Origin of the sequence: Enterovibrio gelatinilyticus (assembly GCF_028683095.1) — a bacterium.
GTDB classification, from domain to species: domain Bacteria; phylum Pseudomonadota; class Gammaproteobacteria; order Enterobacterales; family Vibrionaceae; genus Enterovibrio; species Enterovibrio gelatinilyticus.
In genome coordinates, this window is record NZ_JAJUBC010000007.1 from 175453 (window position 1) to 189328 (window position 13876).

Annotated in this window: 6 protein-coding genes; 4 read left to right on the forward strand and 2 right to left on the reverse strand. The window is 45.2% G+C overall.

Features of this window, described 5'->3' with window-relative positions; all coding sequences use genetic code 11:
* Positions 1-78: 78 nt before the first annotated feature.
* Entirely contained in the window at positions 79-348 is a 270-nt protein-coding gene (locus LRP50_RS08400; RefSeq protein ID WP_274164008.1) for a hypothetical protein, read from the reverse strand.
* Positions 349-736: 388 nt separating this feature from the next.
* Here LRP50_RS08400 and csm6 point away from each other — a divergent pair, with 388 nt between their 5' ends.
* Positions 737-1861, forward strand: coding sequence for a CRISPR-associated ring nuclease Csm6 (gene csm6 / locus LRP50_RS08405; RefSeq protein WP_274164009.1), 1125 nt, complete (start codon positions 737-739; stop codon positions 1859-1861).
* On the opposite strand, the gene LRP50_RS08410 is transcribed toward csm6, so the two are convergent.
* The gene (locus LRP50_RS08410) at positions 1847-2695 is read right to left on the reverse strand and encodes a hypothetical protein (RefSeq protein WP_274164010.1); all 849 of its coding nucleotides are present in this window, start codon (positions 2693-2695) and stop codon (positions 1847-1849) included. The genes csm6 and LRP50_RS08410 overlap by 15 nt on opposite strands.
* Before the next feature lie 155 nt (positions 2696-2850).
* Here LRP50_RS08410 and LRP50_RS08415 point away from each other — a divergent pair, with 155 nt between their 5' ends.
* The 3 genes from LRP50_RS08415 to LRP50_RS08425 all read left to right on the forward strand — a co-directional run bounded on the left by LRP50_RS08415 (position 2851) and on the right by LRP50_RS08425 (position 13864).
* Complete coding sequence (locus LRP50_RS08415) at positions 2851-3795, forward strand: hypothetical protein (protein ID WP_274164011.1); 945 nt, start codon at positions 2851-2853, stop codon at positions 3793-3795.
* A 340-nt stretch (positions 3796-4135) separates the two neighbouring features.
* The gene (locus tag LRP50_RS08420) at positions 4136-7462 is read left to right on the forward strand and encodes an STY4851/ECs_5259 family protein (RefSeq protein WP_274164012.1); all 3327 of its coding nucleotides are present in this window, start codon (positions 4136-4138) and stop codon (positions 7460-7462) included.
* Positions 7463-13864: a DEAD/DEAH box helicase gene (locus tag LRP50_RS08425; protein WP_274164013.1), complete on the forward strand. Its 6402-nt coding sequence runs from the start codon at positions 7463-7465 to the stop codon at positions 13862-13864.
* The last annotated feature ends 12 nt before the right edge of the window (positions 13865-13876 follow it).

Genomic DNA, 13876 nt, shown 5'->3' on the forward strand with positions numbered 1-13876 from the left:
AAAATCCGTGCCTTAAACGTTGTCTGCCAATCTGCCAGATTTTAGGAATAGTAATATCTGGCAGTTAACGTCTTTAAACTAACTTTTCTTAACCAGCTCATACGACCATTTGTAAGAGCTATATAAATGAGGTTGATGCTCAGTTGTTTTAGGGTTTTTCAGGGTAACTTTAAGTCTTACAACAGAACCAACTGGCAAACTGCGAATGTCTTTAGAGCATTCAATATGCATATCACAGTCAAAGCCTTGCCCTTCCAATGGGGTTAGGCGAGTAGCTCCCCGGCGGTTGTCCCAACCGAGTACTGCTTCAATGATTTTGTATTCATTTGGATCTCGACGACCAGCCATGATATTTCCTTCTCTTAACAATTTAAATGAGACCCAACGCCTTGAATACTTAAAGGGTCATCAAGCCGCATGCTGCAAGAATGCTAAGTCTCTTGATTAGTGGGGTACTTCGGTAAATTAATCTTCTGCTGATTATACTGCTAGAGGTGATTTTTTTAATGTGAAATTTTGCGTGGCTTCACTTTTGTAGTGATATAAAGCTAAAATGTTAAATTAAAGGAATGTGAAGTTTTTCTTGTTTCTCTCAACTGTAATCCATTTGTGATCGATTGCTGCGCATATACTTGGCATCGAATGCTAACTTTTAGGAAAAAGTTCAAGAGGTAGATTGCTTTGGTGATTAATGCAAAAATTGATGCCCTTCAGAATACCTCTAGTTGACTACGGCATGAAAAACATCCTTCTCGCCACTACAGGCGCAAGCCCACAAGTGCTCACTGAAACCTTATTCGCTATTCACCAAAGCGGAAAACCGTTTCCTGATGAAGTCTTTGTCATCACCACGCAAAGCGCCAAAACCAGTTTAATGAATGGCCTGTTTAGGGACGGTCATCTACAAGCACTATTCAAAGAGTACGATTTGCCGCCAGTGGTGCTAGACGAAAGCCATATCTGGCTGATTGAAGATAATGACGGTAATCCGATTGATGACGCCAAATCTATCGAAGATCAAACCTACATGGCCGATTTCATCACCCGAAAAGTGTTCTCACTGACGCAAGATGAAAACTGCGCTATCCATGCATCGCTAGCGGGTGGCAGAAAAACGATGGCGTTCTATTTTGGTTATGCCATGTCACTGTTTGGGCGAGAGCAAGACACTTTGAGCCACGTATTCGTTGATGACGAATACGAATTTGTTCGTGACTTCTGGTTCCCAACCAAAGAGCCTAAATGGGTAACAGGCAAAAATGGGCAAGGTGAAGTGGATGTCAGTAAGGCAACGGTCACGCTTGCGGAAATTCCCTTTGTGCGTATGCGAAACTCCATCGACAAATCACTCCTCAACAGCATGATGAACTACTCGTTCAGTCAGTCGGTAGGGCTACTCAATGCTAGCCATAGTGATAACCTGAGTGTCACGATCAATCGAGCCGCAAAAATACTGGAGATTGTGGGCGTAGAGATTACGCTGACACAAAAAGAACTCGCGTTCTATTTATGGCTGCTTGATAAAGGTGAACAAGGCGTCGTGGTCGACAGGTACTTTGATAATGACCCCGAACACAGTATCCGCTTTCTGGCGATATATTCAGAAATGGCGTCCGATCCACGTGTGTTTGAAAGTTTTGGTTCGACCCCAGAAGATTTTTCTGAAGGCAATCATCATTCAATCAAAGGGATGCAAAAGGAGTTTCTGCAACCTTTGAAGTCGTATATCAACAAGAAGATAAAGTCCGCGCTGCCTGAACAGACCGCATCGACAATAGAAATCATGTCCCAAAAAGACGGTGCTCAAACGCGTTATTGGGTAAATGCTTGTGCAAACAAGCTGACATTAACAGTCATTTGAAGCGTTACTGTAAAACAATGACAAGACAGAGCAGCAGGACACCAAAGACCTGCTGCTTACTGTTGAATTAAAGCTGGCTAATTTGTTGAAGTAGCGCCTGTTTACGCGTATCAATGTGGTTTGGGTTAGTTTTAGTTGAAAGGGCTTCCCTGGCCTTATCACCACAAAAATAGGCGATTCGTTCCGCATTTGCGCCCGAAGGTGTGGCAAGCCTGTGAGGATGCGCTCGCGGTTAATCACCCCTTTATCGGCCAAATACAACAATGCACTTTCTACTTGGCCACCCAATGGGATATAGATTGCGTCAGAAGCCAGCTGGCTTAGCTCGTCTGAAAGTGTGGTGTCGAGCATTTCTCGTAAGAATGGATGAGTCGTCATACTTGGCGTACCACTGTAGTTTTTCCCATCATTAAACACAGGGTAGCGAAGGGCAGAAGTGTAATGGACTTGCCCTTTAAGAGAAGAAAACAACGCCTCACAGCTTTTTACGTCTAGCCAAGTTTGAAGACCGACTGCATCAAGCATTTTCACTAAATTTTTGCGCATAGCGCCCGCGAAACTGGCGGTTTCCTTTGTGCCTTTGAATATAGACTCAAAATCCTCTCCATTGAACAAGCGCTGCTGGGCTTCAAGTAAAGCAATCTGAGACTGCTGCGCCCCCGGCGTCATGCCACAAATCACGACTTTTGCGTTTTTGTTGACATATTCAAACGGAGAGTAGTAACAGGATAGTTTACCGCTTTCTCCCAGCAGCAAAGCACTGTTATGAACACACTCAGGCTTCAAACAATCTAAACGTTTAATGGTTTCCGCAAATTGATTGAATTTTTGCATCTTAATCTTCCAGTCAAGTAGATTAGGTTTTCCTAAGCACAGAGTGCCATATATTCCAAACGGATATTTTTTACAAGCTTATAAACCTCACCCGAATATTCTGCTGCCTTACTATCACTCTTATCGAAACGAACAGTGCCACGTTAGGAGCGGTTATGTGTAAGCAAGTCAATTACAGCAAATATCAGAAACGAGTAATTAAATTTTTAAGCGACTTCCTGGGTTCTGAAACACCTTTTTCCTATGAACGAACGCAAACCAACCACCTAAAAGTATTGATAGATGGCGTTCCAAAGCCGCTGTATACCGGTTCAACGCCGTCGGATTGCAAGTCCATCAACAACTTCATGGCGGAAGTGAAGCGAGAAGTAAAAGCATCCTTAGCCCCCGTCGAAGAAGAGAAAAAGCCAATACATCTTCCTGCTGTCGTTCAGCGCCAATGCCATGACAAGCTGATTCAATCCTGTGTCAAATCGCTCAGAACGCGTCTGGATGTGATGAAAACACAGGAAGAATCGAACGTGTTGGCGGCAAAAAATGTCTCTCAAGTGACTGATTTCCGGATGGAAGCTACCAAACATGCCATCAAGTTTGCGCTGCAAGCCCGAAAGCAGGGGAGCTATATCAAACCCAAAGAAATGCGTGAGATTGAGGCCAGGATTCTTAAACACCTGAACTTTATGATGCCAACCATGGCGTATTACGCGGATTTACTGGCGAAAAAAGACAAATACTTACTCACGGCAGCCAATACAGAGTTGATGACAGAAACCGCTCAACCTTTGCCGTCGACACTTGTTACTTCGGAGGTCATTGAAGCAGAGCGTCAAGACGCTGAGCCAGAGAGAAAGGTTCAACCAGAAGTCGTAAAAGTTTGCTCTACTGAGAAAGACTCAGCAACGGAACTCATGGGCATGTCAACAGCAAACCGCGTGTCTTTGCTACGAAAACTGACCAAAACACAGGCTTTGACGTTGATTGACGACATCAACCAAGCGGTGGCACTCAACCGTGACGAAGATGTCGCAGCTGTTGTCGCCATGATCAAAGAAAAAGATCTGCCGTTAGAAGCGATTATCTCGAGGCTTGAAGCTGCATAAGACGAGATAAAGCGTGGATTAAAGAGCAGATAAACTGCAGCTCGCAAATTGCTGCAATTTATCTGTCTGAAATTTCGTATAGATCAACGTTAAGATCACATAACCATGGTAGAAAAGCCATAAAATGAAGAGCTAACCCTGCCACAATGAAATTAAAACACGACGTAACAAAAATTGCTTGTCCAAGAATCTCTTTCTTACAAGCTTACGATTTCCAATCGCACTTTCATTCCAAGTAGATTTACGTGATTGCTGAGACTTTTTCAAGGCGGATTGGCCAGAGGTTTCAGTCAAGTTTAAGTGTCTTAAAGTAAACAATTTTAAAAGGTTCGGTTAGGTAATGGTTCCAAGCCCATTGTATTCAACGTTACGTGAAGTTTTTCAAATTAACGGCCATTCCCTGCCAAGTGGAGTGCCGCTATACCGCTATCGCTGCAATGATGCCCAATATGAAAAACTTGAGGCACTACTCAAAGCACAGAGCAGGTTCATGAAGTATGGTAAGCGGGCACCAATGTATGTTCATGAAGCATTCTGTCTTTACAGTGCAGAGTGGGTGCGTCGGAACCACACAACTGGCCATGTTAAATGGTCGGATATAACGGAAGCTCTCGATTGGCCATCATTGACGAATTCAACACTGACCTACCTAACGGAAAAAGGCCTTAAGTTTTGGAGAAGACCACTTCGGACTAAAGGAAACAAACCCGCGTATTTGTTGACTCTGGTGCTGGAAGGTGGCCTTCCACTCAAAATGATTTCTGCAAATGACGGAGCATTGGTTAATTACTTCAGAAAGGTTTTGAACGCTTTTCGCCAATCTACTCAGAAGAGCGTGGACGGATATGAGCTTGCCTCTAGTTACGACGAATATCTGCCAACCTCACTTCGTAACGATGTTGTTTTCAATCTTGCTGGCGAGTTTTGCTCGGTATTACATCAACAAGCAACAGAAGCAGATGCTTATCGCACGAATATTGTCGCGAAAATTAAGGACAGTAATTCGCAGTGGTACAAGCAGCTTCCAGTTGTCCTCTCAGAAAAAGAGGCTGAAGAATTAGCAAAAGCAGTCTTTGCAAATGACACGTCTGCGTCGTCTAGTGTCCGCACCACGATCAAAGTACAACGCGAGTGGGTTAAAGAAGAGGACACATGGTTTTGTGAAACAGCATTCAAGTTGCCTTTGCAAGTCAAAAGCAAGGTACTAGAGAATCATTTTAATCTTTGTTCGAATACCACTGCTAGCCGATTAGTTATCAGCTGCGTTTTTGACGGAGAAGCCAAAACACTCGCTTTGCTGTCCAAAAATGATGATGAGATGTGGAATATCGAAAAGTACGCAGCTGCCAATGACATTATCAGTGGTCAAAGTGCATTGAGTGAATTTTCTTTTCAGCTATATGATGGAGGGGCTCAACTAGGCAGCTATGTACCTGTCGGTGGTGAAGCTCTGTCAGATGAGCTTCCTTGGATACTAGAGCCTCTCAATGAAGATATGACAAGGTTACGTCTATTGGGTAGTGGAAGCCTCTCTGCAAAGTCACCAGTCGTATATTTGGCAATCCCGCTTTCTAATAGCTTTATTACGCTTGATAGTGACGGTGACTTTGGGATCCCTGAAATCATAGACAGCTGTAGTAGGTACTTAACGCCAGTTAGGGGGGACTATGTTGTCACTCTGGAAGATGGTGTTCGATGCAACATCAAAACTGGTCAGGTTGAAGATGACGTACCTCATTATGTATTTGGACGGACAGCATTCAAGAACGTCACAAGCAAATATCCAATTTTCACTGGAGAGCCTGTCGTATACCAAATCAGGGGTACGGACTATAAGAGGTTAGATACTAACGCGATGGTATGGAGACGGCTGCGACCAGGACAGCCAGAATGGTTCTCCTATGCAGATCGTAAACCATTGGGCAAAGTCGAAATCCGTCAAATTGTTGATGGTGTTGTTAATTACAGCTCTAAATGCATTGTATTACCAAAGGACGCTAGTATTACCTTGGTTCCAAGGAGTGAAAGTTCTGGCGTAGTTAAGTTCTATGGATTTGATGCGGCGACTGTTGATGATCTCAATGAAGGTGAGTTTTACGAAACAGAGAGTATCCGTGTTGAAGGTGAATCTCATCTTTCTGTGGTTTCAAAATCTCTATATAAACAGCCTTTAAAGCTGAAAATCACTTGGCCAGATGCAGAGCCAGCTGAGCTTATCATTCCATTCCCAGCAAAGGGAAGCCGATTTACGGGGCTGGGTAAACAAGTAAGTCGCCTTATTTCAATTGGTCAACTCTTCGGCATGAGAGCTGAAGGCGTTCAAATTGATGGTGATGATGAAAAGTACTGGGTAGAAGCGGAAAAAAAAGCCACTAACTTGGTAAATCCTCAAACGAACTCAAACCTACTAAAAATTAAGTTTCCGATGATTGCGAAAGGCACTGAGGGGACAAAAGAGCTTTCTCTTGCCGCAATGCAGCGTCCGATTCAAAGCTTACTTGCTTCATCTAGCGCAACAGAGTCAATCTCGTTGCGTGCTTTTTCTGCTGGAACCAGAGAAAGCGTGATAACCGTGGGGCGATATCCCATGCTTCTGACTTCACTGGAAAGTGGGATTTGCTTAACGACTGAATCAATTGAAAACCTGAGCGAGGATGTTTTTGCGTTTGCCAGCAATTTGGCATCTCCGAACGCTGAGCCTTTAGCGCTTAATATCGAAGAAAATGGCTTTATCAGCCTCCACAACTTGGTTGGGAAACAGGGAGCATGGCTGATTTATTGTAAGAAAGACGGGGCGATAGTATCCAACCAGATCATTGCTAACAACTTTAATACCACAGTAGAACAACCCACGTTTCTGTCCCAATCGCTCTATAACAAAGAAGCCGCGAAAGCATTTGTTGATCAAGAACTAAGCTCATTTGCTTCGAACGCTTGGTATGAACTTTTGAACACACTGGCTTCATTAGAGAGCTTTGATGGACAGAACATTTCAATCCTTCAGGAATTGAAACGAGATAATAAGCACCTTCTTAATTTGCTGCTTCTCTCTTCTTTCACAGGAAGCTATGAGCAAATCTGGAATTTAGAAAACCAACTTGGGTTCACGTGGGGTGGTATACCTCTGCAGGACTGGCGTGCTGCAATTGAGAAGCTTGTTCTCGATACCCAAAACGAACACAGCTTTGGCGTACCAATGCTTGCAATGATGCAGTTACCTCTGAGAACGCTCGCACAAAGGGATTGGCGTATTCGTAGCGGTGCAAATATCGTTCTTGAATATTTGGCTAATACTATCGGTCAACCCATTGAGTTGGCGAGCAACGCGACAGATATTCAGGTACACAATGCGATTCAGGATCTCATCCGACTCGTGGACAATCTTGCCCGAATAGATGGCTTTACCAAAGATATGTACTTCGGTGCTTTGGCTTCTAATCCAGATCTCGCTAAAGCGGTAAAAAGTTGTTGGTTTAATCGACAGTATTCTATTGAAGTGGAAAATTTAGTGAATCACGTGATGCTATGGGCCGCACTCACGTTGCTAGATGCGGAGAAAGCAAATCAGCTAGCAAAACTTCAACCATTGCTCGATTTAGCGTACCAACAGGCACCAGAGCACTTTGGCCCAATTTTTAACTATTTCCAAAACAACTTGGTGAAATAAATGACGCAGAAAAGACACCTAGAATTTGCTCCACTACTAGAACAACTACAAAAACGTTCGGAGCGTTCAGTCGTCAGCCAATACGCTTTTAAAAGTAAAGCGTTAACATCATTTCTTCGCAGCGCCCTGTCATCGGCACCTGGATCCGAAGGGGCCTTGATGGCTGATCCCGTATTTGAAGCAATGTTCCCTTGGCAGCAATCTGATGAAACCATGCTTTCGCTGAAAGGCGGGCTTTTGTCAGATCACCTTGTTGAAGTGCTTAAAGGCATTGATGCACCTTTTAAACATCAGCTCACCGCCTGGCATTCAATTCTGGACGAGGGCAAGTCGACACTAGTCAGCAGCGGCACGGGTTCAGGCAAGACCGAGTGTTTTATGGTGCCAATTCTCGAAGATTTAGTCCGCCAACAAAAAACGCGTAAAAGCAAACTGGTCGGAACTCAGGCTTTATTTTTGTACCCACTTAACGCCCTGATTAACAGCCAGCAAGAGCGTTTGTCTAAGTGGACGAAAGACTTCAATGGTGATATTCGCTTTGCTTTGTTTAACGGCGAAACAGAGCGTTATCGCTCTAAAGTGAAAGATAAACAACTGGATCATCCGGAACAGGTACTTAGCAGGGAAGAGTTGTGGGATTACCCGCCTTCAATTCTAGTTACGAACGCCACCATGCTGGAGTACATGCTGGTCCGTAAAGAAGATGAACCATTGATTGAACAATCAAAAGGTATGTTGAAATACATCGTTTTGGATGAGGCTCATACCTATGTTGGTTCACAAGCTGCAGAGCTGGCATTGCTTTTACGCCGCGTCATGCAAGCTTACGGTGTAGGCCCAGGAACAGACTTTCCTGTACAGCTTATCGCAACGTCAGCAACTATTGGAGAGGACACGCCCGAAGGTAATAAAACGCTTGCCAAGTATTTAGCTGCATTAGCAGGCGTTGAAGAGGCTGAAATTGATAACAAAGTGAAGATTGTTAGGGGTTATAGAGACATTCCGAAACTTCCTTCCATTGATGTTGCCAAACTTGATTTTCCATTCGGCGAGATTGAACGTTTCAAATCTCTTCCGAGAGAAGAACTTTACTCCCTGTTGGGTACCTACGCATTAACTAGGCTATTGCGTCAGCTATTCTCGAATGAGCCTAAGGTACTAGAGCAATTTCAACTTACGCCGATGCCGGCTTATCAACTGTCGACATTGCATCGAGTGGCAAAATCAATTGAGCCATTGATTACCAAACAGCAGGTCTTGTCAGTTCTCGATCTCATGACGTTTGCGATGCAGGAGGAAGCCTTCACGCCACTTCGTATGCATGCGTATCTTCGAACGACTGCTGGGCTTTGGGCCTGTAGCAACTCGGATTGCTCGCACAAGCATGAGACGCTTAACTCGACAGATTGGCACTTCGGGAAAGTCTACACAGACTTAAAAAACCAATGTGACTGTGGTGCGCCCGTATTTGAGTTAGTGAGCTGTCAGGGTTGTGGTACGTCTTATTTGGCGTGTGAAGAAAAGGTACATCAAGGCTATACATACATTCGTCCTCGCGTCTTGGATTTCGATGAAGATGAATTTGTACTTGATATCGAACAGCCTGAATCCGAAGCCGATGACGAAATTGGCGGCAGCGGCTTTGAGCGCATGATTGGTGAAGGAGGTGACTCTTTCAAGCTAGGTGTTGAAAGCGCGAATTTTGGTCTGCTGTCCCCGAAGGACGGAAGTGCAACAAACATTGGTTTGCTGCGACCGATCCAATCAGTCGACGATGGAGACACTCGCAGCCATTTCCGCTGTGGATGTTGTGGAGAAAAAGAAACCAAGAACGGCGGATTATTTCGATATGCCCGACTTGGCGCCCCTTTCTTCTTAGGTGACATGATCCCTACCATGCTGGATTTTTCTCCCGCTCCTGAAGAGAAAGAACAACGTATGGGGCCAAGCAAGGGTAAACGTCTTCTGACTTTTACAGACTCTCGTCAAGGTACTGCTCGAATTTCAGCGCGACTACAACAAGATGCTGATCGAAATACGCTTCGAACGCTTACTTATCATGAGCTGACGGATCCATCTGCAAGTGGGGATGGTAACAACTTTATCTCCGAGCTTGAGCCGCTTTGCAAAGAACTTGATAGTCAGCCTATGACAGCAATGATTGCCTCAGTGATTAGGAAGTTTCTCAATGGGGAAGAAGTACCTGCTAATGAGCGAACGATGCTTGAATCGCTCCCATCAATGTTGCCGATGTGGGGTAAAACAGAGTACCTAGAGCCGTTTCAACAGGCTTTAAAAGGCACAGCTAAAGCATCAGGGCTGATGTTGCCGTGGAAAGCAATGGCACAACAATTAGCCAATAGCCGCGCCGATTTTGACACAATGCGCGGTCGCTTGAACAAGCTATCAGGTCTTGACCTAGATAAAGAGCAATATGCGGATTTTTGCCTGTACACAGAGTTTGGTCGTCGTCCTAAAAAAGCCTGGTCACTGGAAAGCTTAGGCTTGGTATCGGTTCAATATCCTGCACTTGAAAAGATCATCAGTGTTCCAGATGAGTGGAAACAACTGATCATTGAACCTGATGTTCAAGTGGGGGAATGGCGTAACTTCTTAAAGATTATTCTCGATTTCTATCTTCGTGAAAACAGTGCTGTGTTCTTCGACAACGAACACTACCAGCGTTGGATGGGTGCTCGCTTCCCGAGAAAAATTATTCGAGGTCCAGCCGTTGACGTCGCAGAGCAGCGTCGTGATTTGCTATGGCCGAAATTCAGAAAAATGAGCTACAACCGGATCATCAAACTACTTATAGCGGCGTTTCCAAAGATCATTGGAGAAGACGTATTTTGGCGCGATACGGTGAATGAATTGATGTCCAAAGCGTGGGACGCTATCAAGCCTATGCTTCATGAGCTTGAGTCCGGTTATCAGCTGAACCTGAAAGAACAAGTGGTTTTTGCTGCACCGAAAAAGGTATGGATCTGTCCTTATACCCGAAAAGCACTGGATGTGACGCTGTGTGGTTATTCTCCGTACTTGCCAAATAAAGATATCCGAGATCTTTTTAAAGCAACGCAAGTTGAGATGCCTGCAATTCCAAAAAGACATTGGAAAAATGACGACGATTCAACCATTCCTAAGTCCGAACGATTAGCGTGGTTGGAAAGCAATCCTGTGGTTTTAGAAGCACGTGAACAAAACATGTGGCCTAACCGAAGTGACAGAATTGCGGCGAAGGAGTCTTGGTTCAGACTGGAAGAGCACTCCGCGCAACAAAGCTCTGAGGTTAACAAATCCAACGAAGCCTTGTTTAAAGATGGCAAAGTCAATGTTCTTAACTGTTCTACCACCATGGAAATGGGTGTAGACATCGGTGGCATGTCACTTGTTGCGATGAACAATGTGCCACCTGCGCCAGCAAACTACCTACAGCGTGCTGGTCGAGCCGGTCGTCGTGGAGAAACTGCTGCTGCAGCGGTAACACTATGCAAAAACACCGCCCATGGTATGGAAGTGTTCGAAAACACGCTTTGGCCGTTTGTTGTCTCGTGTCAGCCACCACAGGTACGTTTAGAGAGTGAAGCCATTGCACAGCGTCATATCAATGCGTTTGCACTGGGCAGTTTTCTTCACCAAAAATCCAACGATGCCACAAAACTTAACTGTGAGTGGTTCTTCGAGGGTGACGTAAGCCATTGTGAGAAGTTTGTACTTTGGTTAAAAGACCTCTCTCAAGAAGGGAATAAGAGCGATTGGGCCAAAGGTGCCGAACGCATTGCTAAAGGAACTGCGCTCGCACATCTTCCTGTAAAAATGCTTATCTCAAAAGTCATTGAGTCAATCGAGTTCGTTCAGGAGCGCTGGTTAGAGCAGCTTCAGATCATGCTGGATAACATCGAGCTACTCAAAAAAGATGATAAGAACTGGCAAAACTCGCCAGCAGGAAAGGCCGTGCTGTTCCAGCTACGCGATTTTCGTGGGGAGTACTTGTTCTCATCGTTAGCGACAAAGGCATTTTTGCCTGGCCATGGTTTCCCTGTGGGCGTGGTGAGTTTTAACTATCAAACGATCGAAGATCTAAACTTCAAAAAGATCGCTGAAGCTGATACTAAATCGATTGCAGCACCAGAGAAAGAACGCAAGAGTTCGCGCAGTTTTGCTTCAATGCCAAGCCGAGATCTGCCGACTGCCTTGAGAGAATATGCACCAGGTGCGGATGTAGTACTGGGCGGCAAGGTATACCGAAGTGCTGGTGTGATGCTAGGCAAGGTTTTGGCAAGCGGGCAGGAGCTAACAGGCGATTCCCAACATTTGCCGTTCTTCTGGCACTGTTCTTCGTGTGGTGCAGGGGCGACTCAGCAAACAATGCCTAGAGCGTGCACGCACTGCGGTGAAAAGCTTAAGAAAGATGATATCAACCGTTACTTACAACCCATTGGCTTTGCAACAGACATTCGCTATCAGACCCATAACGATGTGAATCAACCGAAGCAGATGCCATTTAAGCAACCTCGAGTTTTGTTGCCGGTTTCGCAGTGGTTACCACTTCCAGACCCGAAAATGGGACGCTACCGTTTCAGCAACAAAGGTGAAATTTACCATTACTCAAATGGCGAGTTTGATCTAGGTTATTCCGTTTGCCTCAGCTGCGGTCGTACTGATTCACAGTCTCAAGAGGGAAGAAAATCCCGTACTTTGGTAAATCCTGAGCTTCAAAACACGCACTATCGTTTACGCGGGGGCAAATCCACGAACGATGGAGATGGCCGAGAAGCGAAGTTATGCCATGGCAGTGTCATTACCGACTTGCAACTTGGTTACAGCGCGCAAACTGATGTTATCGAGATCCAGCTAAAAGATATCGATGGTATTTCCTTGAGCAGTGACTCTGAGGCATGGTCATTAGTGGTTGCGATGCGCGAAGGCTTAGCTCGCCATCTAGGTATTGAAACCTCAGAGCTGGGGCTTTCTGTTCAGCAGGCACAAGATGAGAGTGGTGAATTTACGTACTCGCTGTTTATCTTCGACAAATCAGCAGGTGGAGCGGGTTACGCAGTTCAGCTCGTGGATTGCTGGAAAGCCGTATTTGAAAAAGCAAGAGATGTGCTTCGTTGTAAGTGTGATAAGGCGTGTCACAACTGCTTGCTAAGCTATGACACCCAGTTCTTCATTGACAAGCTTGACAACAATGGTGCGATGCGTTGGGTGAGTGCGGAAATGGTCAATCGCTTGGAACTGAGTGACCACTTAAAGTACCTCGGCGAAAACAGTGTATTTGAGACGCTATCAATGGTCGACAGGCTGAGACTTGAGTTGTCAAAAGGCACTGTATTGCGTTGTGGCATTCTACTCTCTGGGAATACAGACGAGTGGCAATTGGACCGCTGGCCGCTGTTTGAAGATATCATTCGTTATGCGGCTAACAACAATGGCAATGTCCAATTAATGTTGACGCAGAATGACCTTGATAGCCTAGATAAGTCGGTGAAATCACAGCTTGCTGGCTTGCAGCAACTTCCTCGAAAAGTGGTGGATATTCGAGTCATCGATACCAAATATCTGGAAGCTAATCGAGGCAAACGTATTGCCTGGTTGGACAAAGGTTCGGAATTTACCGAGTGGGCAGCAGAGTCAGGCGTCAATACTTCTTTGTCTGAGGGTTGGGGGCAGTTGTCGGAAGGCGTGACCGTATCTGCAAAACAAATTGAATGTGCGCTCGCGAATGTTGGCACATCCGTGCAACTAGAGCTGCTGCAACCGGCAAACCCTGCAACAGACGTCCGCATTACGTTTTCGACAGAATTCGATGGCCCAATTGATAGCTTTGGTGAAACTTTATGGTCTTCGCTGTCAGAGAACAATCCAGCGTTCGTTGAGAAAGTTAAAAGCTTGGCAAAAATTCGAAGAGTGACTTATAACGACCGCTTCCTGAAGAGCCCTGCGACAGTGCGACTGCTTGGTGAGATGCTCACTAAAATCAATGAGTATGGCGACTGTGCGAATGCAAAACTTTTGGTTTCAGCGAACAGCCTTGAAGGCCATGATGGTTACTCCCAGAGAGTCTTTCAGGATTGGAGTGACAACGTCACTAGGGAGAATGTACTCCGTATTCTCTTAGACGAAGGGTATTTAGGACAGAGCTGGGAGGGAGAGATCAGCTTCTTCGCAGGGCATCACGGTGAAGTAGACCACGGCCGAGAGCTGGAAATTGAATTTGAGGATGGGACAGTCGCTTACATCATTTTTGATTATGGTCTTGGCTTCTGGCGAGTGGATGGCTACAACAATTTTGACTTCTATGAAGAAGAAGAGCGACAGGCTGAAAAGCTAGCAGCGATGAAATACGACCTTGTAGCACCAGACAGCATGTCAAGCTACATGATTGTTGGTTTTAAATAACGCGAAAACTGA

What these genes read in the sequence shown, in the direction of transcription:
- LRP50_RS08415 (WP_274164011.1), top strand. Translation starts at nt 2,851, where the DNA reads ATGTGTAAGCAAGTCAATTACAGCAAATATCAGAAACGAGTAATTAAA.
- LRP50_RS08410 (WP_274164010.1), bottom strand. Translation starts at nt 2,695, where the DNA reads ATGCAAAAATTCAATCAATTTGCGGAAACCATTAAACGTTTAGATTGT.
- LRP50_RS08400 (WP_274164008.1), bottom strand. Translation starts at nt 348, where the DNA reads ATGGCTGGTCGTCGAGATCCAAATGAATACAAAATCATTGAAGCAGTA.
- LRP50_RS08420 (WP_274164012.1), top strand. Translation starts at nt 4,136, where the DNA reads ATGGTTCCAAGCCCATTGTATTCAACGTTACGTGAAGTTTTTCAAATT.
- LRP50_RS08425 (WP_274164013.1), top strand. Translation starts at nt 7,463, where the DNA reads ATGACGCAGAAAAGACACCTAGAATTTGCTCCACTACTAGAACAACTA.
- csm6 (WP_274164009.1), top strand. Translation starts at nt 737, where the DNA reads ATGAAAAACATCCTTCTCGCCACTACAGGCGCAAGCCCACAAGTGCTC.